Raw genomic sequence first — 20,644 nt, forward strand, 5'->3', positions numbered from 1 at the left:
TTTATGAGCGGACTTACCAAACTCAGTTTGAAACATACGGTCGCCGTCATCATCCTCTGTGTGCTGGTGCTGGTCGGCGGTCTGTTCTCCACCAACCAGATCAAGATCGAAACGTTCCCCGACGTTTCCTTCCCGGCCCTGATGGTGCAGGGGATCTACCCGGGCGAGGCGGCTTCCGATGTGGAAGCGGAAGTCACCAAGCCGTTGGAAACCTCGCTGTTGAACGTCAAAGGGCATGACAGCATCACCTCATCCTCCAGTGAAAACGCATCGATCATCATGATCATGTATCCGTTTGGCACCGACATGGAAAAGATGTCTTCCAAAGTCGAAGAGGCGGTCGGCAAGATCGCACTGCCCGACCGCGCCGATGTCAAAGTCATCCGCATGACGGGCAACTCGATGCCGGTTTACCAAGTCGCCGTCTCCGGCGATAACGCAACCGAGCTGCAAGGCCTGCTCGAAAAAAGCGTGATGCCGGAGCTGAAACAGGTCGACGGCGTCGCGTCTGCCTCGCTGAAAGGCACGCAGTCCACCGACCTGCAAGTGGTCGTCGATCAGGCGAAAGCGCAAGCGATGGGCCTGTCGCTGTCCAAGATCAAAGAAGCGATCCAAGCCAAAAAGTATTCGCTCCCGCTTGGCAATGTCGAAACGGAAGGCAACTCGATCCCGGTGCGTCTGACCGGCGATCTCAACACCGTGGAAGAGCTGAAAAAGCTGCAGCTCAGCTCCGGCCAGTCGGCTGCGCAAGCTCCTTCGGCTGCTGGCGGCGGCATGTCGCACATGATGCCGGACGGCTCGCAGATGGCCGGCCAGATGCCGTCTGCAGGTGCCACGGCGCAGAACGCCCAAGCTCCTGCTGCCAAACCGGTGCTGCTCCAAGATGTCGCCACGATCTCCGAAGTCACCACGCAGTCGGAAATCACCCGCTACAACGGCCAGCCGTCGATGACGATCGAAGTGCTGAAGTCGCAGGACGCCAACACGGCCGAAGTGGTCACCGAAGTGAAAGACGTGCTGCAAAAGTGGCAGGATCAACACTCCGGCCTGACCTATCACGTGATCTTCGACCAAGGCGCCGAAGTGGAAAAATCGGTCTCGGCGCTGGTCCGCGAAGGGCTGCTCGGCGCGCTGTTCACCGTCATCGTCATCCTGCTGTTCCTGCGCAGCATCCGGGCGACGCTGATCTCGATTCTGTCCCTGCCGCTGTCGATCCTCGGCACGATCTTCGTGCTGAACCAGTTCGGCTACACCTTGAACATCATGACCCTCGGCGGTCTCGCCGTCGCCGTCGGGCGCATCGTCGACGACTCGATCGTCGTCATCGAAAACATCTACCGCTGGCGTCAGAAAAAAGGCACTGAGCTGAGCGGCAAAGCGCTCGCCTACCAGGCGGCCAGAGAAGTCACCGGCGCCGTCGCTTCCTCGACGTTTGCCACCGTCGTCGTGTTCGCGCCGCTGGCGATCGTCTCCGGCATCATCGGCGAGTTCTTCCGCCCGTTTGCCGTCGCGGTCGTCACCTCGATCCTCTTGTCCCTGCTCGTGTCGCTGGTGCTGATCCCGGTGCTCGGCAGTTCGTTCTTCAAGAAGATCAAACTCTCGCACAAAGAAGGCAAGATCACACAAGGCTTTGAAAAGCTGCTCCGCGGCTCGCTGCGCAAAAAGGGCCTCGTCCTCTCCCTGACCGTCGTGCTTTTGATCGGGTCGCTTTCGATGATCCCGGTGCTCGGCGTGTCCTTCCTGCCGCAAGGGGAAGGCAAGCAGTTCAGCGCAACGATGAAGCTCCCGAACGGCACCTCGCTCGAACGCACCGACGAAGTGTCCAAAGAAGTAGAATCGTATTTGAAAAAACTGAACGGCGTCGAGTACAGCCAGATGACGATCACCTCCGGCACGACGCTCGACTTCAACAACATCGGCGCCACGCCGAACGTTGCGAAGTTCACCGTCCACCTCGAAGCGGACGCATCGCTTGAGAACACGATGGCGACGACGCAAAAAGAGCTGACCAGCCTTGTGCAGCAGTTGGAGCATGACGCGGAGATCACCGTCCAGGAAAGCCAGACGCATGCCGGCCCGCCGTCGGGCAACAACGTCACGATCCAGCTGTTTGGCGACGATCTGACCGCGCTCGGCAAAGCGGCCACCCAAGTTGAAGATGTCCTGAAGCAAAACGAGAACCTCAAAGACGTCACCAACAACATGAACGAACAGCGCCCGAAATGGGTCGTCACCTTGAATCAAAAAGGAGAAGACGCCGGCGTCAGCGGCTATGTGCTGATGGGTGCCGTCTCCGAACAGCTGCGCCCGGTGGAAGTCGGCACGTATCAGTTGGGCGGCAACACGTGGAACCTGACCTTGAAATACGACAAGGCGATCACCACCAAGGATCAGCTCGCCGCCGTCAAACTCCCGACCGCTGCCGGCATTGTCTCCCTCGGCGACATCGCCAACATTGCGGTCGAAGAGACGCCGGTCTCGATCCCGCACAAAAACGGCAAGCCGTACGCCGACCTCGCCGCGACGATCAAAGGCAACGACACGGCAAAAGTCACTCAGGACGTCATCGCCGACCTCGACATGATGACCCTGCCGGCCGGCGTGACCTACGAGACGGGCGGCGGTATGGAAATGATCACCAAAGGTTTCTCCGATCTGGGCATGGCGATGGTCGCTGCCGTCTTCCTCGTCTTCCTGATCCTGAGCGTCACCTTCGGCGGTCTGAAAACGCCGCTGGTCATCCTCTCCTCGCTGCTGTTCGTGCCGATCGGCGCGCTCGGCATGCTGCTGATCACCGGTGAACCGCTGTCGATGAGCGGGATGATCGGTCTGCTCATGCTAATCGGGATCGTCGTCACCAACGCGGTCGTCCTGCTCGACCGCGTGGAGAAAAACCGCGACACCGGCATGGAGCTGACCGAAGCGGTCGTCGAAGCGGCGAAGACGCGCCTGCGTCCGATCGTGATGACGGCGCTGGCCACGATTTTCGCCCTGCTGCCGCTCAGCCTGTCGCAGGAGGAAGCCGGCCTGATCTCGAAAGGCCTCGCCTTGACGGTCATCGGCGGCTTGACCACCTCCACCTTCCTGACCCTGCTGTTCGTGCCCGTGCTGTACAGCATGGTCTCGAAAAAGCGCAAACCGCGTGAGAAGTTTTAAGTTTTGACCGACAAACAGCCCCCTTGGAACCGGGTTCCAAAGGGGCTGTTTTCTGTCTGCTTTCCTTTTTTACCAATCTTGTTATAATAGCCTTAACTACTTTTCTTTCCATCAGTAAAATTTTTCTTCATGATTTTTTATATTAACTTGAACGAATAAAAGGAGGTGACGCGGTGACGCTGCTCCAATTTCAGGTGTTTGTGACGGTGACCGAAACGAAAAGTTTTACCAAAGCAGGCGAACAGCTCGGGCTGACCCAGTCGGCCGTGTCGCAGGCGATTTCATCGCTGGAATCGGCGCTCGGCGTGACGCTGCTCCATCGCAGCCGCAGCGGGATCACACCGACGCAGATCGGCGAGCGGATGCTGCTCCACGTGCGGGAAGTGCTGCGCCGGACGATGCTGATGAAGCAGGAGGCGTCCGCGTCCCTCGGGCTGGAGTCCGGTACGCTGCGCATCGGTGCAATCCCGGCCATGGCGGCGAAGCTGCTGCCGGGTATCCTCGGCGGCTTCAAAAGCCGCTTTCCGGGGATCGAGCTGATCTTGCTGGAAGGCAGCCGGAACGAGGTGGCCGAATGGGTGCTGCACTCGGTCGTCGATGTTGGCTTGCTGCCGCTGCCGATCGACGGGCTGCCGCTTCACTCCCTGCCGCTGGTCGAGGACCGCTTCCATGTGTACCTGCCACCCGGCCATGCCTTGGAGCGGGAGCAGGCGCTGCGGCCTGAACAGTTGAATGGCGAGCCGTTCCTGTTATCAAAAGGGAGCTGTGACGCGCCCGTCCGCACCTTGTTTGCAGCGCGGGGACTGACGCTCAATGTGCAGTTTGAGGTGCGCGATCCGGCGACGATCCTCGCGATGGTGCAGGAAGGGCTCGGCATCACGGTGCTGCCGGAGCTGTGCATTCCGGCGAGCCTGCCAGACGTGACGGCGCTGCCCTTGGCGCCGGAAGCGACGCGCACGCTGGGCTTGGCGGTGCGCTGTCTGCAGACGGTGTCGCCGGCGGCTGCCGGGCTGATCAATCTTGCCCAGGCGTACGTCAGACAGCAGTGCCCGGGCTGTGTCGCTGTGTAAGAGTGGAGGATTTGAACCATGAATTCAAAATTGGTTCGCAACAACGTCTGGCTGATCTACGCCTACACGTTTGCGACCGGACTGTTTTTTGACCGTGCGCTCTGGGTCTTGTTCTTAGTCGAGCGCGGGATGAATATGGCGCAGGTCGGCTTGCTGGAATCACTCCTGCATGTGGCGATCCTGCTGTTCGAAGTGCCGACCGGCATCGTCGCCGACCTCTACGGACGGCGCAAAAGCATGTTGATCGGCACGTTTATCTCGCTGTTTTATGCGCTGTTCATGATGATCTCCGGCAACTTTTTCACCTTTACGCTCGCCTTCGCCCTGATGGGGCTGTCAGCCACGTTCAAGACCGGCGCGTCGCAGGCCCTGCTCTATGAAACGCTGCAGGCCGGGGGCCGGGAGAGCAGCTACACGAAGATCATGGGCAACGAGACCGCTCTGTTCCTGCTGTCGCTGTCGATCGCGCAGTGGACGGGCGGCTTGATGGCCGGGGTGAGCTGGACGGTGGTCTACACTTCGATCATCATCGCGCAACTCGTGGCGATGGCGCTGGTCTTCTTCGTCAAAGAGCCGGAGCGGGTACACCATTCGGAGGAACGGGAGCAGACGGGGAAAAAGTCGACCTGGCAGCTGTGGGCCGGGCAGTTCGCCGACACGCTGTCGATCTGGAAAAAGGAGCCTTCGCTGCGCAAGCCGGTCGTGCTGTTCGTGGCGGTGGTGACGATCATCACCGTCGTGATCTTCTACGCGCAGGAGCATTTCAAAAGGCAAGGGTTTACGACGGGCGAGATCGGGTTCATCTTCATGGCCGAAGCGCTGCTCAGCGCGCTGGCGGCGAAACTGGCGCATCGGGTGGAAAGCAAGATCCAATTTTCCAAGCTGTTTCAAGGGATCTATTTCGGATTTCTGGTCTTGCTGCTGATCTTCGCGGTGCTCAAAGGCTGGATCGCCGTCTTGCTGCTCTATGCGATGGGGATGCTGTCGACCGGGCTTGAACCGATCTTCTCCAACTTCGTGCAGGCCAAGCTGACCGCACAGGTGCGGGCGACCTTTTTCTCGATGATCTCGCTGTTGACCTCGTTTGGCATCATGCTGATCTTCCCGCTGTTCGGCGCGGTGGTCGACGTGATCGGCTTCACCTACTCATTCGCCGGGCTGGCTGTGCTGCTGGTCTTGATGCGCATGGTGATCCGCCGACCGGCTGCTGTATAAAGCAAACCGAGATGGAAATATTATACCTGACATACGAAAGGGAAGCCTCGCGGAGGCTTCCCTTTTATGACTTGTACACGATGTCATAGACGGCGATCTCGGCGTGGCAAGCGCCTACTTGGCCGAACTTGGGAAATTGGACATCGGCATGGCATTCACTTGCCTGCGGGTGAGCAGCACATACCCAAAGATCAGCAAGTTGCCGATCACCAGCACCTGCAAGACTGTGAATATGCCCAGCCAGTCTGTCAGCAAGCCCACCGGGAAGGAAATCAGCTGTGCGGCAGAAACGACGGCGCTCTGCACTCCCATCACCTTCCCCATGTGCTGATCCGGGGCGGTCATTTGCAAAGCGGTAGCGATCACGATCCCGCCAATGGATGCTGCGGCTGCCCGTATGAAGAGCGCCAGACAGTCCAGCCATAAAAAAGGCGAGACAGCGATCACCCATGTGGTCAGGCACAGCGCGGCTACATTGAAGATGATGGTGCCGAAGACATTTCGTTTGAAATACTGATCGAATGTTCCGCAGATCACCGACCCCACCACATAACCGATGCCCAATGACGAGTTCAGCCAGCCGGCCGTTTCCACACCAAGATGGAGCAGGTTGTCGGAGATCGAAGGGAACAGATAGTCGATCCGTCCCAAGGCAATAAACAAAAAGTTAAGAATGACCATCGTCAGCAGCACCCGCTGCATTCGAAACGCTTCCCCCGCATGTTTCAGTTCGGAAAACAGGGTCGGCTTGACGCTCACGTCCTGAATTTTGTCCGGTATCTTCATCTGCCAGATCGCATAGAGGATCGCCGAGAAGCTCAAGAAGTTTATGTAGAACACCATTTTGTATCCAAACAGAGCAACCAGCGCAGAGCCGATGACCGGCCCGGCAAACAGCGCCAACTGAAAGGTTGCATTATAGACTGACAGCGCTTTGGACAATTGCTCGGCCGGCACGATGTTCGGCACGATCGAGCGCCGGGCAGGAAGATCCAGCCCGATCAGCAAACCATACAAAAAGTTGATCGTATAGTACAAGTAGAGCTCCATCACGTTGAACGTGATCAACACGGCGAGCAGCAAGGTCAGAACTGCTTGCGCTCCTTGCGTAAAGAACAAGAGTTTCCGCCGATTGAAACGGTCGGCAAGGATCCCGCCGATGAGCATGAACAGAATGTTTGGCAAGGCCTGCGTAAAGATCAGCAGCGAGACGTCCGTCGCGGAGTTATGGAAGGAGAAAATATACCATTGCTCCGCATAGAGCTGCGCCCATGTTCCAAGGTTGGAGACGATCAGCCCCAGCCAGAGCAGACGGAAATCGCGGATTTTCAGGACGGTAAACAGATTGGAAGCCATCACTACACCTCTCCGGATGATCCGCCCGATTCAAGGCTGTCGCGGATTCCTTTTTCTTCAAGTTACTATACTGCTGATCCTCCGCTTGCGTCAACAAAATCATCTGAAAATATTAATGTTCAATTTACTTATCGGGATGACAGCAAAAAAGAGTCAAGTGTGTACACAACTCGACTCCTCGATTGGCAGATCGACTTATTTTCTTGAAAACGGCACGCTGACCACGCGGTTTTGCTGCTTCCGTCCGTACAACAGGAACGCTGCGACGAGCAGCCAGGGGATGAACGCTTCCGCTTGGGTGAGGTGGGTGGTGAGATAGGGGCCGACGAAGCGGTCTTCGCGGACCAGCTCCCAGGCGGTGTAGCCGAGGAAGGCGGCGGCGAGGGTGATCACGTAGGGGTAACGGTGCATGATCCGGGTCACGAGGCCGGCGCCAAACATGATCACCGGGACGGAGACGAGCAGCCCGATCCCGATCAACAGCAGGTCTCCACCGGCAACGGCGGCGACGGCGACCGTGTTGTCGACGCTCATCACGAGGTCGGCGATCATGATCGTTTTCACGGCGCTCCACAGGGTGGACTGCCGGCTTTGGGCCTGTGTTTGCTCATGCTCTTGGCGGAGCAGGGAGATCGCGATGTAGACGAGCAGCACCCCGCCTGCCGCCTGCAGGAAGGGGATCTCCAACAGCCTGGCCGCGATAAAGGTCAAGGCGACTTTTAACACCACCGTCCCCATGCTTCCCCACCAGAACGCTTTTTTCTGCAGCTGGGCGGGCAGGTTGCGGCAGACGAGCGCGATCAGCAAGGCGTTGTCACAGCTGAGCACGATGTTGATCAGGATGAGTTTGATCAGTTCGGCTGCAAATGAATCGGCGAGCATGTCAGGTGCACCTCCGGCTTGTCAGTCATTCCACCTTCTACTGTATGTGCGGCAAGGGAGGAGTCATGACCATTTCAAGGGAGAAAGCCTTGTTGGGAGATGAAGATCGTATCCGGCGGAAACTCGGCTTGCAGACGGTGCAGGACACGGAGATAAGCGTCGCGGCTGTACCAGTCCTCAAAGCCGTGCTCATGGTACATGTCCCCGATGCGCAGTCGCTCAGTGCGCTTGCCGCCGCTGCCGTCGCCCATGAAGAAGTCGTCGAGGCAGACGCGGCTGACGATGCCGGCGAGCGTGCGGGCGAAATGGTCGCTGCTCGGCAAAACGGGCGCGATCGTCGCTTGCACCGGGATGCCCGCGTCGGCGAGCGTTTGCAGAGCTTTGAGCCGGGCAGGGATCGGCGGGGCTTGCGGCGAGAAGAGCTTGCGGATGTCGTCGCGGTCGGTCTCGACGGTGACCGAGACGCGAATGCGATCCTTTAGCGCCTGAAACAGGTCGAGGTCGCGGGCGACGAGCGGGCTGCGGGTCTGGACGAACAAGAAGTCGGGCGGATGCTCCACCATCGTTTCCAGCAAGCTCCGGGTGACTTTTTCCTGCGCTTCGAGCGGCTGGTACGGGTCGGTGCTGGAAGACATGAAGATGGTGACCGGGCCTTTTTGGCGGGCGTTCTGCAGCTCTTTGTTCAGCTTGGCGGCCGCTTCCGTTTTGACATCGATCCAGGTGCCCCACGCTTCGCCCCGAAACAGCGCCACCGGCATCTGGCGGACGTAGCAGTAGGAGCAGGCATAGGAGCAGCCGGTGTACGGGTTGAGGGTGTGGCTGTAGCCGGTGAGATAGCCGCTCGCCGGGTTGAGGAGCTTGGACGGCTTTTTATGGGTGATCGTGTGTTTCACAGCAAGCCTCCTCTGCGATTTCGTCGAGCGGCCAGACCGGGCGCGGGATGTTTCGGTAGGGAAAGCGGTGCAGGCTCGGGTTGGCCGGGCCGGGCGCGTCGACTTCGAGGATGGAGCTGGCGATCGGCTCGAAGGAGGCGCGGAAATGGCCGCGGGACTTGATGACCAGCACGGGCATCGCGGCCGGGTCGATGCCGACGCTGGTGAAGACGGCGGTGTCGATGCAGGCGCGGCGGTGCGTGGTGATGACGAGCTTCAGACCGCCCGTCTCGATGACGGCGGTCGGGCCCATGTCTTGCTCGCCCCGGCTGACCGGGGAGGTCGCCGTGAAGCGGCCGTCGGTGAGGGCGAGGACGGTGCCAACGACCTCCAGCGGTGCGCCGTAGTCGGGGCAGGATCGGCCGCCGATGGTGAAGCGGGCGGTGTTGTTCAGGCCGGTGCTGATGGCCTGCTCGACCGTCTCCGGGTCGTGGATGCAGGCGACAGCAACGCCTGTGACGCCGCAGCGCAGCAGTTCGTGGAGCAGGACGGTCGTGTCGGCAGCCCCTCCCCCGGTCGGGTTGTCGGCGACATCGGCGAGGATGATCGGGCCGGAGGGGCGGTTGACGTCTGCCAAAAGAGAGAGCGTTTGCCGGACGGCCGCTTCGTAAGTGGGGATTTCTTTGAGAAATTGGTCGCGGATCTCCCATGCTTTGGCGGCGATAGCGGTGGCGCATGCGGCCGCGAGGGATGAGTCGCCGTCCGCGGTGGCGACGATGGAGAGACCGGCACCGGAAAAATCGCAGTACGGGAAACCTCCGAAGACGGAAACGTTTAAGATACCCGGTCGCTCCTCCCACTGGCGGGCAAGGGCGAACAGCTCGGCCATCGGACCTTCTGCTGTGCGCATGTTGATCGTCGGCGGGAGCATGCGGTGCGGCGGATCGGCATGCGCGGTGACCGGGCGGATGGTGCCGAGCAGGGCCTGCTCCATGCAGGCGGCAGCTTCGGTGGCGCGCTCGATCAGGTCGATGTGCGGGTTGGTGTCAAAGGCAAAGACCCCGTCACAGTGCGCGCACATCTCCGGTGTGATGTTGCCGTGCAGGTCCATGGCGAGGATCAGCGGCCGGTCGCCGATGATGCCCTTCACCGCCCGGCAGATGTCGCCTTCGACGTCGTCGGTGCCTTCCGCCATCATCGCGCCGTGCATGAAGAGGAGTACGCCGTCCGGCTGTTCGCGCTCGATGGGGGCGAGCAACTGCTCTTTCATCCACCGATAGTGCTGTGCATCGGTCGGCTTGGAAGGCAGTGTCTGCGCAGCCAAAGTGGGGATGACTTCCCATCCTGCTTGTTCCGCATAATCGAGAAACGCGCCGACGGGGGTATGGCTCCCCTTCCAGATCGTCAAAATGTCTGCGCCTGCGGTCAGACCCCATGTTTCCCATTCGGAGCGCGGGGTGGATACGGGGGAAAAGCTGTTCGATTCGTGGCTGATCATGCCGATGGCGACGCGTTTTTTCATAAGTACCTCCGTTACGTGCAGATAGATAAATTTTACCACAAAAAAAAGGGAAGCCCTTGCGGGCTTCCCTGCTCTGTGTGCGCTTGGCTTAGCCGCGCGCCATGTAGCTGTACTGCGGCGGGGTGTCACCGGTGTTGGCTGCCGCTTGCGACGAGGTCGCCGGTGCGCCGATCACGATGATCGAAAAGGCCAGTGCGGTCATGAAAGCGATGCTTTTTTTCATGGTGGTTTCCCTCCTTAGTGGTTGACGAATTTGGTTTAGAAGCAGACTTCGATCGACATGATGGCGATGATTTTGCTTTCCGGAGTTTCCGAGTGCTGAACGGTTACGTCGAGATCGAACATGTTTTGGTTTTCCATAGGTTTTTGCCTCCTTAGGTAGGTGTGATTTTGTCTTAACCGCGCGCCATGTACGGCTGCGGCGTGTCGCCGGCCGCTTGCGTTGTGGTCGCCGGTGCGCCGATCACGATGATCGAAAAGGCCAGTGCGGTCATGAAGGCGATGCTCTTTTTCATTGTGGTCACCTCGTTTTGTGTGTGGTGTGTTTCCCTTGACTTAAATATAAACCATACGGGGGTATCCTACATCGCAATTGTTGCGGGCGTGGAATGTCAATTTTTGCAACTTGCAGGCAAACAAAAAAGCCCTGTGCAAACGCACAGGGCTCTTGAGTCACACTTAGCGAAACGCTTTTTCGGCGATGTCTTTGCGGTAATGCACGCCTTCGAACTGGATCTGCTCGACGGTGCGGTACGCTTCTTCCTGCGCCGCTTTCAGGTCTGTGCCGAAGCCAGTGACGCCAAGGACTCGGCCGCCGTTCGTGACAATGCCTGCGTCGGTCCGCTTGGTGCCGGCGTGGAAGACGACCGCGTTGTCACCGGCAGTCTCGAGGCCGCTGATCAGGTCGCCTTTCTCGTAATCGGCCGGATAGCCACCCGCCGCCATGATCACGCAGACCGCCGCGCGGTCGCTCCACGTTACGTCGAGGTCGGCCAGCGTGCCGTCGACGACCGCGTTGAAGATGTCCAAGAGGTCGGTTTCGAGACGCGGCAGCACGACTTGGGTCTCCGGGTCGCCGAAGCGGGCGTTGAACTCGATCACTTTCGGGCCGTCGGCGGTGAGCATCAGGCCTGTGTACAAGGTGCCTTTGTACGGGGTGCCGTTGTTGGCGAGGAAGTGGATCACCGGGCGGATGATCTTCTCTTCCACCTCTTGCAGCAGCGCCGCATCGACCACCGGCACCGGGGAGTAGGTGCCCATGCCTCCGGTGTTCGGGCCTTGGTCGCCGTCATAGGCCGGCTTGTGATCTTGCGCCGGGACCATCAGCTTGACGGTGTCGCCGGAGATGAACGCCATCACGGTCGCTTCCGGGCCGGTCAGGAACTCTTCGACCACCACTTGCGAGCCGGAGTCGCCGAACGCCTTGTCTTTCATCATCATGTCCAGCGCGGCTTCCGCTTCTTCCACCGTCTGGGCCACGACGACGCCTTTGCCCGCGGCGAGACCGTCCGCTTTGATCACGATCGGTGCGCCTTGGGCGCGGACATACTCTTTCGCCGCATCCAGCGAGCCAAAATACGCCGCACCCGCTGTCGGCACCTGCTTCGCCGCCATGACTTCTTTAGCGAACGCTTTCGAGCCTTCGATCAGCGCGGCACCTTTTTTCGGGCCGTAGATGCGCAAGCCGCGCTGTTCGAACTCATCGACGATGCTGAGCAAGAGCGCCGCTTCCGGGCCGACGACAGTAAGCTCAATGCCTTCCTGTTCCGCAAAATCGGCCAGTGCGGTCACGTCTTCTGCGGAGATGTTCACGCACGTCGCCAGCTCGGCGATGCCCGGGTTGCCCGGCGCGCAGTACAGCTCAGGCTGACGGGGCGACTGGGCCAGTTTCCAAATGATCGCGTGCTCGCGGCCACCGCCGCCTACTACCAATACTTTCATTGGATGGCCTCCCTCTTAGTGTTTGAAGTGACGTACAGACGTGAAGATCATCGCGATGCCCGCTGCATCGGCTGCTGCGATCGAATCGGCATCTTTGATCGAACCGCCCGGCTGGATGATCGCCGTCACGCCGGCAGCTGCTGCCGCCTGCACAGTGTCGGCCATCGGGAAAAAGGCGTCGGACGCCAGCACGGCTCCTTTTGCCAGTTCGCCTGCCTGCTCAATCGCGATCTTCGCCGCGCCGACGCGGTTCATTTGGCCTGCGCCAACGCCGATCGTGCGGTCTTCGCTGGCGAGGACGATGGCGTTCGATTTGACATGTTTGACCACTTTCCACGCGAAGAGCAACTGCTTCAGCTCGTCTGCGGTCGGTTGACGCTTCGTCACCACTTGCACGTCCGCTGCGGTGACCGCTTTCAGGTCGAGGTCTTGGATCAGCAGACCGCCTTGCACTTTCAGCGTCGTGCGCGGCTCGCCGAGTCCCGGGATGCCGCCTTGCGGGGTCATCGCCACGGTCATCACGCGCAGATTTTTCTTTTGCGTCAAAATCTCCATCGCCTCTGCCGTGTAGGACGGCGCGAGGATGATCTCCAGGAACAGCTCGCTCATCTTCTGCGCGGTCGGGGCGTCCACTTCGCGGTTCAGAGCAACGATGCCGCCGAAGATCGAGACCGGGTCGGCCTCGTACGCTTTGATGTAAGCATCATAGATGTTCTCGGCGATGCCGACGCCGCACGGGTTGGTGTGCTTGATCGCGACGACGGCCGGTTCGGTGAACTCCTGCACGATGGAGAGCGCCGCGTTGGCGTCGTTGATGTTGTTGTAGGACAGCTCTTTGCCGTGCAGCTGTTTGGCCCCGGCGATGGTGTGGTGCGCGGCGCCCGGTTCGGCGTAGAACGCTGCTTGCTGGTGCGGGTTCTCGCCGTAGCGCAGGTCCTGCACTTTTTCGTAAGTGACAGTCAGGCGCTCCGGGAACTCCTCGCCGGTCGCTTTGGACAGGTATTGGGAGATCAGCGCGTCGTAAGCGGCGGTGTGGCGGAATACTTTCGCGGCCAGGGCGAGTTTCTCATCGCGGGACAGCGGGTTGTTGTTGTCGAGCGCGTCGATGATGCGGGCATAGTCGCTGCTGTCGACGACGACGGCGACGTCCTGATAGTTTTTCGCCGCCGCGCGCAGCATCGACGGGCCGCCGATGTCGATGTTTTCGATGGCGTCTTCGAACGAGACGTTCGGCTTCTCGATCGTCGCCTGGAACGGGTAGAGGTTGACGAAGACGTAATCGATCGGCTGGATGTTCAGGCCGCCGATTGCGCCCATGTGCTCGTCGTTCGAGCGGATCGCCAGCAGGCCGCCGAAGATGTTCGGATGCAGGGTCTTCACGCGGCCGTCCATGATTTCCGGGAAGCCGGTGATGTCCGAGATGTTCGTGACCGGCACACCCGCGTCCTGGAGCAGTTTATGCGTGCCGCCGGTGGACACGACCTCCACGTCATGGCGGACCAGCGCTTGCGCCAGCTCGACGACGCCCGTCTTGTCCGATACTGAGATCAGTGCGCGTTTCATAAGGTAAGTTCCTCCGTTCAGTTCGTCTCTCTCCACTACTTGTTCTCTGTCTCGATCTTGCCGTTCACAAGCCGGATCTGTCCGGTCAAAAATTGCGCCGCCACTTCCGGCAACACGCGGTGCTCGGCCGCATGGATCTTCTCGGCCAGCGACTCCAAGCTGTCTGCGGGATCGATCATGACCGTCTCTTGGCGGATGATCGGGCCGGTGTCGACGCCTTCGTCGATAAAATGCACGGTGACGCCGGTGTATTTCACGCCCGCTTCGAACGCATCGCGAATCGCGTGCAGGCCTGGGAACAGCGGCAGCAAGGACGGGTGCAGGTTGATCGTCCGCCCCGCGTACGCTTCCAAAAAAGTCGGCCCGCAGATGCGCAGGTAGCCCGCCAGCACGATATACTCCACACCGCGCGTCCGCAGGTCGGCCACCACTTGCGCCTCGTAGGCCGCTTTGTGATCAAACTCTTTCGGTGAATAAACGAGCACAGGAACCTCCGCTGCCTCTGCTCGTTCGATCACTTTCGCCCCCGGCCGGTCACAGACCAGACAGGCCAGTTCGGCGTCGATCTTGCCTTCCTGTACCCAATTGATCAGGACCTGGGCGTTCGACCCAGATCCTGATGCAAAAATTGCAAACTTCGCCATCTGCTTAAATCCCCTTCAGCTGAACGTCGTGCGGACCTTCGATGATCGCGCCGATGATGTTCGCTTCTTCGCCAAGCTCCGTTGCCGCTGCCACGATGTCTTTCGCCTGTTCAGCGGGCACGATCAAGATCATGCCGATGCCCATGTTGAACGTGCGGAACAGGTCGAACGACTCGATGTTGCCGAGGCGGCGCATCGTGTTGAACACCTGATGGATCGGCCACGAGCCGACTTGGATCTCCGCCGACAGCCCTTCCGGCAGCGCCCGCGGGATGTTTTCCAAAAATCCGCCCCCGGTGATGTGCGCCATCGCGTGGATGTCGAAGCGCTCCAGCAGGTTCAAGATCGTCTTCACGTAGATCTTGGTCGGGGTGAGCAGCACTTCGCCGAGCGGCTGCCCGATCTCCGGGAACACATGGTCGAGCGAGTATTCGTTGTCGCCGAAAAACAGCTTGCGCACCAGCGAGTAGCCGTTGGAGTGAATCCCGCTCGAGGACAGGCCGACGATCAGGTCGCCCGCCTGGACGTTCCTGATGTCGATCAGCTTCTCCTTGTCGACCACGCCGACGGTGAAGCCGGCGATGTCATATTCGCCGTCCTGGTACATGCCCGGCATCTCCGCCGTCTCGCCGCCGATCAGCGCGCAGCCGGACTGTTCGCAGCCGTCGGCGATGCCTTTGACGATGCTTTCGATCGTCTCCGGCACCACTTTGCCTGTCGCGAGGTAGTCGAGGAAAAAGAGCGGTTCCGCGCCCATCACCACGATGTCGTTGACGCACATCGCCACCGCATCGATGCCGATCGTGTCGTGTTTGTCCATCGCAAACGCCAGCTTCAGCTTGGTGCCGACGCCGTCCGTGCCGGAGACCAGCATCGGGTTCTTGTATTTGGATACGTCGAGCTGGAACCCGCCGCCAAATCCGCCGAGCATCGTCGCCACTTCCGGGCGCATCGTGCGCGCCACGTGGGATTTCATGCGGTTGACCGCTTCGTTGCCCGCGTCGATGTCGACGCCCGCCGCTTTGTACAGTTCGCTCATTTTGTATCCTCCTAGCGATCCATGATCGATTTGCTCAGGTCTTCGTACACTTCGGTCGGGTATTTCCCGTTGAAGCATGCGTTGCAGTGTCCGTGGTCTTTGCCGTCCATGATGCCAAACGCCTGCATCATCGTCCCTTCCGTCAGGTAGGAAAGCGAATCGGCGCCGATGTATTCGCGAATCTCTTCGACCGTCTTGTTCGACGCGATCAGCTCATGGCGGGCCGAGGTGTCGATGCCGTAGAAGCAGGAATGCGTGACCGGCGGCGAGGCGATGCGCACGTGCACTTCCACCGCGCCCGCTTCGCGCAGCATGTCGACGATGCGGCCCGAGGTGGTGCCGCGGACGATCGAGTCGTCGATCATCACGACGCGCTTGCCTTCGACGATCTTGCGCACCGCGTTCAGCTTGAGCTTGACGCCGCGCGCGCGCAGCTCCTGGCTCGGCTGGATGAAGGTGCGGCCGATGTAGCGGTTCTTGATCAGGCCGATCTCGTACGGGATGCCCGACTCTTCCGCATAGCCGATCGCCGAGGAGATCGAGGAGTCCGGCACGCCGATGACGACGTCCGCTTCCACCGGATGCTCGCGGTACAGCAGCTTGCCGAAATCTTTGCGCACCGCATGGACGTTAAAACCGTCGATGTCCGAGTCCGGACGCGCAAAGTAGATGTATTCGAACGTGCACAGCGCGCGCTTCGCCGCGCTGGCAAAGCGGGTCGATTCGATGCCGTCTTTGGAGATGATCAGCATCTCGCCAGGCTCGATGTCGCGGACGATCTCCGCGCCGATCGTGTCGAAGGCGCAGGATTCGGAGGAGACGCAGTACGCGTCGCCGATCTTGCCGAGCACCATCGGGCGCAGGCCGTTCGCATCGCGCATCGCGTACAGCTTGTCGTCTGTCAAAATGCAGAACGCATACGCGCCTTTGACGATCGACAGAGCTTCGCGGATGTTGTCCGCCATGTCCGGATTGCCGGCGCGGGCGATCAGGTGGGCGACCACTTCCGTGTCGGAGGTCGATTGGAAAATGGCGCCGCGGCGCTCGAGGAAGCTGTGCAGCTGGTGCGCGTTGACGAGGTTGCCGTTGTGCGCCAGCGCCATGTTGCCGCGCTGGAAGTTGAACACCAGCGGCTGCGCGTTCAACAGCTGCGAAACGCCCGTCGTGGAGTAGCGCACATGGCCGACGGCCGACTGACCTTTGGACAGACGAGGCATGGCCTCGTTCGGAATTGCTTCCGCAACGAGACCCATGCCTTTCTGATGATACAGTTTCATGCCGTCAACCGTGGCGATCCCGGCCGACTCCTGGCCGCGGTGCTGCAGCGCGACCAAGGCGTAATAGGTCAGTTGTGCCGCATTCGGATGTCCGAAGATCCCAAACACGCCGCACTCTTCATGCCATTTGTCAAAGATCTCGTCGTCGGTCATGTCCCTGTTCAGTTCATCAGACATGGGATGGCTCCTCTCCAAGTGGCTTCCAAATGCTCGACCTTGTCTTCCACCACGGTGCTGCCGTTGACGCGGATCGTCAGCGCCTCGCCGCCGAGGATGCCCAGTGCGGTGAAGGTAACGCTCTGATCCGCCATCAAGGCTTCAAAAGCCGCTTCGTTCTCCTGCTTCACTTCGACGATGATGCGGGACGCCGCTTCGCCAAACAGAATCTCATCGAGGCGCTGTTCGGACGCGATCTCGATCGTCGCGCCGATCTGGCCGCCGATTGCCGACTCGGCCAGCGCCACGGCGAGGCCGCCCTCGGCGAGGTCGTGTGCCGCTGCGATCAGGCCGGATTGGATCGCGACAAGCGTCGCGTGCTGCACCGCTTTTTCCACGTTCAGGTCGAGCGGCGGCGCATCGCCGGCGATCGTGTCGTGCACGACACGCAGGTACTCGGAGCCGCCGATCTGGCCGGTCGCTGCCGGGCCGATCAGGTAGACTTTGCTGCCTTCCGCTTTGAACGCTTGCGTGGTGATATGGCCGGTGTCTTCGATCAGGCCGACCATCCCGATGATCGGGGTCGGGTAGATGTCGACGTCGTTGGTCTGGTTGTACAAGGAGACGTTGCCGGAGATGACCGGCGTCTCCAGCACGCGGCACGCTTCGGAGATGCCGGCGCAGCTCTCTTCGAACTGGTAGAAGATCTCCGGCTTCTCCGGCGAGGAGTAGTTGAGGCAGTCGGTGACAGCCAGCGGTTTCGCGCCGGAGCAGACCAGGTTGCGCGCCGATTCGGCGATCGTGTGCGCGCCGCCCGTATACGGGTTGAGGTACACATAGCGTCCGTTGCCGTCGGTGCTCATCGCCAGCGCCTTTTGGGTGCCGCGGATGGAGACGACAGCCGCATCGGAGCCCGGGCGCACGACGGTGTTGGTGCGCACCATGTAGTCGTATTGCTGATAAACGTACTCTTTGGACGCGATGGTCGGCGTGCGGAGCAGTTCATGCAAGGTGTCGGTCAGGTTGTCCGGCACGGTCACGCCCGCTGCGTCAAACGCCAGCGTCGCATCGAGGTAGGCAGGACGCTGGGACGGACGGTGGTAGACCGGCGCGTCGTCGACCAGCGTGGTGACGACGATCTCAGCGACCGTCTCGTCTTCCCACTTCAGACGGAGCATGCCATCGTCTGTGACGCGGCCGATGACGGCAGCTTCCAGACCCCATTTTTCAAAAATCTCGGTCGCGATGTGCTCTTTGCCTTTTTCCATGACCACGAGCATGCGCTCTTGCGATTCGGACAGCATCATCTCGTACGGGGTCATGCCTTCTTCGCGGCACGGCACTTTCGTCATGTCCAGCTCAATGCCGGAACCGGCGCGGGCTGCCATCTCCGAGGAGGAGGAAGTCAGGCCTGCTGCGCCCATGTCCTGAATGCCGATCACGTCGCCGGTGGCGATCAGTTCGAGGCAGGCTTCGAGCAGCAGCTTTTCCATGAACGGGTCGCCGACTTGCACGGCGGAGCGCTCTTTGCTGTGCGGGTCTTCGGTGGATGCGAAGGTCGCGCCGTGGATGCCGTCGCGGCCGGTGCGGGCGCCGACGGCGAGCACCGGGTTGCCGACGCCGCTTGCGAAGCCCTTCGCGATCTCATCGTGCGTCATGATGCCGACGCACATCGCGTTGACCAGCGGGTTGTGACGGTAGCGGTCGTCGAACACCACTTCGCCGCCGACGGTCGGGATGCCGATGCAGTTGCCGTAGCCGGCGATGCCGGAGACGACGTTCGAGAAGAGGTAGCGGTTGTGCACGTTGTCATCGCCTTCGATCTCACCGAAGCGCAGCGAGTTGAGCAGCGCGATCGGGCGCGCGCCCATCGTGAAGACGTCGCGGATGATACCGCCGACGCCGGTCGCCGCGCCTTGGTACGGCTCGATCGCAGACGGGTGGTTGTGCGATTCGATCTTAAAGGACACGGCGAGGTTGTCGCCGATGTCGATGATGCCGGCGTTTTCGCCCGGGCCTTGCAGGACGTGCGGACCCGAGGTCGGGAACTTTTTCAAAACCGGGCGGGACGATTTATAGGAGCAGTGTTCAGACCACATGACCGAGTAGATGCCCGTCTCGGTGTAGTTCGGCTGACGGCCCATCAAGGAGACGATGCGCTCATACTCTTCGTCATTCAGCCCGAACGTGCGATAGATTTTGTCGTCAGCAATTTGCTTGGGAGTCGGTTCGTTACGCACCTTGTTTGTCCCTCCATGCTTTCAGAATCGACGTGAACAGCGCTTTGCCGTCGGCCGAGCCCAGCAGTTCGTGCACAGCACGCTCCGGGTGCGGCATCATGCCCAGCACGTTGCCCGCTTCGTTGCAGATCCCGGCGATGCGCTCCAGCGAACCGTTCGGGTTGTGCTCGTGATAGCGGAAGACGATCTGGTTGTTCGCTTTCATCTTCGCCAGGGTCTCTTCATCCACATGGTAGTTGCCTTCGCCGTGGGCGATCGGGATGTTGATCACTTGGCCTTGCTCGTAGTCGGACGTGAACGGCGTGCTGTTGTTCTCGACGACGAGCGGCGAGATCGCGCAGCGGAACTGCAGGTGGTCGTTGTGGCGCAGTGCGCCCGGCAGCAGGCCGGACTCGGTGAGGATCTGGAAGCCGTTGCAGATGCCGATGACAAATTTGCCGTTGGCAGCTTCACGCTTTACCGCTTCCATCACCGGGGAAAAACGGGCGATTGCGCCGCAGCGCAGGTAGTCGCCATAGGAGAAGCCACCCGGTACGATGATGGCGTCATAATCGGACAAGTCGGTGGTCGTGTGCCAGACCGGCTCGACGCTTTCGCCGAGCACGTCTTCCACCGCTTTCACTGCGTCGATGTCACAGTTGGAACCCGGAAAAACCAGGACGGCGAACTTCATCGTTTAGGCCTCCACAAGTTCGAATTCGTATTTTTCGATCACGGTGTTGGCGAGCAGTTTTTCGCACATTTCGGTCACGCGCGCTTCCGCTGTTGCCTTGTCGGTCGTGTTGATTTTCAGTTCGAGGAATTTGCCGATGCGCACATCGTTCACTTCGCTGTAGCCCAGCGCGTGCAGCGACTTGGTGACGGCGGTGCCTTGCGGATCGAGTACAGATTGCTTCAAGGTGACGTGAATGCGAGCGATGATCATACTTCGACTCCTCCCAGACGGCGCAGCATCTCTTGATACGCTTCTTCTACATTGCCCATGTCGCGGCGGAAACGGTCTTTGTCGAGCTTCTCGTTGGTGTCCGCATCCCAGAAGCGGCAGGTGTCCGGGGAGATCTCATCGGCGAGGATCAGTTCGCCTTGCGGAGTGATGCCGAATTCGAGTTTGAAGTCGACGAGTTTGACTTTGCGGTCCTTGAGGTAGCCGATCAGGATGTCGTTGATCTTGCGGCCGTACTCGGCCATCTTCGCCACCGTCTCCGGGGTAGCCAGTTCCAGCACGTCGATATGCGAATCGTTGATCAGCGGGTCGCCGAGGTCGTCGTTTTTGTAGTAGAACTCGACGACCGCTCTCGGCAGCACGGTTCCTTCCGGCAGGCCGAGGCGCTTCGCCAGGGAGCCGGCAGCGATGTTGCGGACCACCACTTCAAGCAGGACAATTTCGACTTTTCGAACCAGTTGCTCGTTGTCGTTCAGCTTGGAGATGAAGTGGGTCGGGATGTTTTGCTCGTTGAGCATCTCCATGAAGATGGTGGAGATGGCGTTGTTGAGCTGGCCTTTGCCGGTGATGGTGCCTTTCTTCTCACCGTTGAATGCGGTGGCGTCGTCTTTGTATTCCACGATATATTGATCCGAGTGGTCGGTATGATAAACGCGTTTTGCTTTGCCTTCGTAGAGCATTTCGCCTTTGGTGGTCATGTTAGAAATCCTCCTTTTAATAAAAACACCGGGACTCACTCCCCGCCTCCTCTCGGTCAAGGGATGAAGG

At 60.1% G+C, this 20,644-nt stretch carries 17 protein-coding genes; 3 read left to right on the plus strand and 14 right to left on the minus strand.

Going from position 1 to position 20,644, the window contains the following annotated elements; translation table 11 throughout:
- The first annotated feature begins 3 nt into the window (after positions 1 to 3).
- The 3 genes from EV586_RS18960 (at position 4) to EV586_RS18970 (ending at position 5,441) form a co-directional block, all read left to right on the plus strand.
- A complete protein-coding gene (locus tag EV586_RS18960; protein ID WP_132946647.1) occupies positions 4 to 3,156 on the plus strand; it encodes an efflux RND transporter permease subunit in 3,153 nt (1,050 codons plus the stop codon).
- Between the two features lie 173 nt (positions 3,157 to 3,329).
- Complete coding sequence (locus EV586_RS18965; RefSeq protein WP_132946648.1) at positions 3,330 to 4,226, plus strand: LysR family transcriptional regulator; 897 nt, start codon at positions 3,330 to 3,332, stop codon at positions 4,224 to 4,226.
- Between the two features lie 18 nt (positions 4,227 to 4,244).
- Positions 4,245 to 5,441, plus strand: a complete 1,197-nt coding sequence (locus tag EV586_RS18970; RefSeq protein WP_132946649.1) for an MFS transporter — start codon at positions 4,245 to 4,247, stop codon at positions 5,439 to 5,441.
- Positions 5,442 to 5,555: 114 nt separating this feature from the next.
- Here the strand turns inward: EV586_RS18970 and EV586_RS18975 are convergent, their stop codons facing one another.
- From EV586_RS18975 to purC, 14 genes are all read right to left on the minus strand, one after another.
- Positions 5,556 to 6,797 carry an MFS transporter gene (locus EV586_RS18975; protein ID WP_132946650.1) on the minus strand — a complete coding sequence of 414 codons (1,242 nt, stop codon included), beginning with the start codon at positions 6,795 to 6,797 and terminating at the stop codon, positions 5,556 to 5,558.
- Positions 6,798 to 6,992: 195 nt separating this feature from the next.
- Positions 6,993 to 7,679: a TerC family protein gene (locus EV586_RS18980; protein ID WP_132946651.1), complete on the minus strand. Its 687-nt coding sequence runs from the start codon at positions 7,677 to 7,679 to the stop codon at positions 6,993 to 6,995.
- A 74-nt stretch (positions 7,680 to 7,753) separates the two neighbouring features.
- A complete protein-coding gene (locus EV586_RS18985; RefSeq protein WP_132946652.1) occupies positions 7,754 to 8,572 on the minus strand; it encodes an SPL family radical SAM protein in 819 nt (272 codons plus the stop codon).
- On the minus strand, positions 8,550 to 10,073 hold the full coding sequence (locus EV586_RS18990) for a M81 family metallopeptidase (RefSeq protein WP_132946653.1): 1,524 nt from the start codon (positions 10,071 to 10,073) through the stop codon (positions 8,550 to 8,552). The genes EV586_RS18985 and EV586_RS18990 overlap by 23 nt, the downstream gene beginning before the upstream one ends.
- A gap of 88 nt (positions 10,074 to 10,161) precedes the next feature.
- Complete coding sequence (locus tag EV586_RS21685; RefSeq protein ID WP_279388312.1) at positions 10,162 to 10,296, minus strand: hypothetical protein; 135 nt, start codon at positions 10,294 to 10,296, stop codon at positions 10,162 to 10,164.
- Positions 10,297 to 10,751: 455 nt separating this feature from the next.
- Positions 10,752 to 12,014: a phosphoribosylamine--glycine ligase gene (purD, locus tag EV586_RS18995; protein ID WP_132946654.1), complete on the minus strand. Its 1,263-nt coding sequence runs from the start codon at positions 12,012 to 12,014 to the stop codon at positions 10,752 to 10,754.
- A 15-nt stretch (positions 12,015 to 12,029) separates the two neighbouring features.
- Entirely contained in the window at positions 12,030 to 13,577 is a 1,548-nt protein-coding gene (gene purH, locus EV586_RS19000) for a bifunctional phosphoribosylaminoimidazolecarboxamide formyltransferase/IMP cyclohydrolase (protein ID WP_132946655.1), read from the minus strand.
- Positions 13,578 to 13,612: 35 nt separating this feature from the next.
- Complete coding sequence (gene purN, locus EV586_RS19005; RefSeq protein ID WP_132946656.1) at positions 13,613 to 14,221, minus strand: phosphoribosylglycinamide formyltransferase; 609 nt, start codon at positions 14,219 to 14,221, stop codon at positions 13,613 to 13,615.
- Between the two features lie 4 nt (positions 14,222 to 14,225).
- Positions 14,226 to 15,260 carry a phosphoribosylformylglycinamidine cyclo-ligase gene (gene purM / locus EV586_RS19010; RefSeq protein WP_132946657.1) on the minus strand — a complete coding sequence of 345 codons (1,035 nt, stop codon included), beginning with the start codon at positions 15,258 to 15,260 and terminating at the stop codon, positions 14,226 to 14,228.
- Positions 15,261 to 15,271: 11 nt separating this feature from the next.
- Positions 15,272 to 16,690 carry an amidophosphoribosyltransferase gene (gene purF / locus EV586_RS19015; RefSeq protein WP_132946696.1) on the minus strand — a complete coding sequence of 473 codons (1,419 nt, stop codon included), beginning with the start codon at positions 16,688 to 16,690 and terminating at the stop codon, positions 15,272 to 15,274.
- 8 nt (positions 16,691 to 16,698) lie between these two features.
- Complete coding sequence (gene purL, locus EV586_RS19020) at positions 16,699 to 18,933, minus strand: phosphoribosylformylglycinamidine synthase subunit PurL (RefSeq protein ID WP_165898707.1); 2,235 nt, start codon at positions 18,931 to 18,933, stop codon at positions 16,699 to 16,701.
- A complete protein-coding gene (gene purQ / locus EV586_RS19025) occupies positions 18,926 to 19,606 on the minus strand; it encodes a phosphoribosylformylglycinamidine synthase subunit PurQ (protein WP_132946658.1) in 681 nt (226 codons plus the stop codon). Before purQ ends, purL begins: the two co-directional genes overlap by 8 nt.
- A 3-nt stretch (positions 19,607 to 19,609) precedes the next feature.
- Entirely contained in the window at positions 19,610 to 19,858 is a 249-nt protein-coding gene (gene purS, locus EV586_RS19030; protein ID WP_132946659.1) for a phosphoribosylformylglycinamidine synthase subunit PurS, read from the minus strand.
- Positions 19,855 to 20,574 (minus strand): phosphoribosylaminoimidazolesuccinocarboxamide synthase, encoded by a 720-nt coding sequence (purC, locus tag EV586_RS19035; protein ID WP_132946660.1) that lies wholly within the window; start codon positions 20,572 to 20,574, stop codon positions 19,855 to 19,857. Before purC ends, purS begins: the two co-directional genes overlap by 4 nt.
- Positions 20,575 to 20,644 lie beyond the last annotated feature (70 nt).

The sequence above is a fragment of the Tumebacillus sp. BK434 genome, assembly GCF_004340785.1.
Taxonomy (GTDB): domain Bacteria; phylum Bacillota; class Bacilli; order Tumebacillales; family Tumebacillaceae; genus Tumebacillus_A.

Coding starts and splice junctions, on each gene's coding strand:
- purF (WP_132946696.1), bottom strand. CDS start 16,690: ATGACCGACGACGAGATCTTTGACAAATGGCATGAAGAGTGCGGCGTG.
- purN (WP_132946656.1), bottom strand. CDS start 14,221: ATGGCGAAGTTTGCAATTTTTGCATCAGGATCTGGGTCGAACGCCCAG.
- EV586_RS18960 (WP_132946647.1), top strand. CDS start 4: ATGAGCGGACTTACCAAACTCAGTTTGAAACATACGGTCGCCGTCATC.
- EV586_RS21685 (WP_279388312.1), bottom strand. CDS start 10,296: ATGAAAAAAAGCATCGCTTTCATGACCGCACTGGCCTTTTCGATCATC.
- purS (WP_132946659.1), bottom strand. CDS start 19,858: ATGATCATCGCTCGCATTCACGTCACCTTGAAGCAATCTGTACTCGAT.
- purD (WP_132946654.1), bottom strand. CDS start 12,014: ATGAAAGTATTGGTAGTAGGCGGCGGTGGCCGCGAGCACGCGATCATT.
- EV586_RS18970 (WP_132946649.1), top strand. CDS start 4,245: ATGAATTCAAAATTGGTTCGCAACAACGTCTGGCTGATCTACGCCTAC.
- purC (WP_132946660.1), bottom strand. CDS start 20,574: ATGACCACCAAAGGCGAAATGCTCTACGAAGGCAAAGCAAAACGCGTT.
- purM (WP_132946657.1), bottom strand. CDS start 15,260: ATGAGCGAACTGTACAAAGCGGCGGGCGTCGACATCGACGCGGGCAAC.
- purQ (WP_132946658.1), bottom strand. CDS start 19,606: ATGAAGTTCGCCGTCCTGGTTTTTCCGGGTTCCAACTGTGACATCGAC.
- purH (WP_132946655.1), bottom strand. CDS start 13,577: ATGAAACGCGCACTGATCTCAGTATCGGACAAGACGGGCGTCGTCGAG.
- EV586_RS18980 (WP_132946651.1), bottom strand. CDS start 7,679: ATGCTCGCCGATTCATTTGCAGCCGAACTGATCAAACTCATCCTGATC.
- EV586_RS18975 (WP_132946650.1), bottom strand. CDS start 6,797: ATGGCTTCCAATCTGTTTACCGTCCTGAAAATCCGCGATTTCCGTCTG.
- EV586_RS18990 (WP_132946653.1), bottom strand. CDS start 10,073: ATGAAAAAACGCGTCGCCATCGGCATGATCAGCCACGAATCGAACAGC.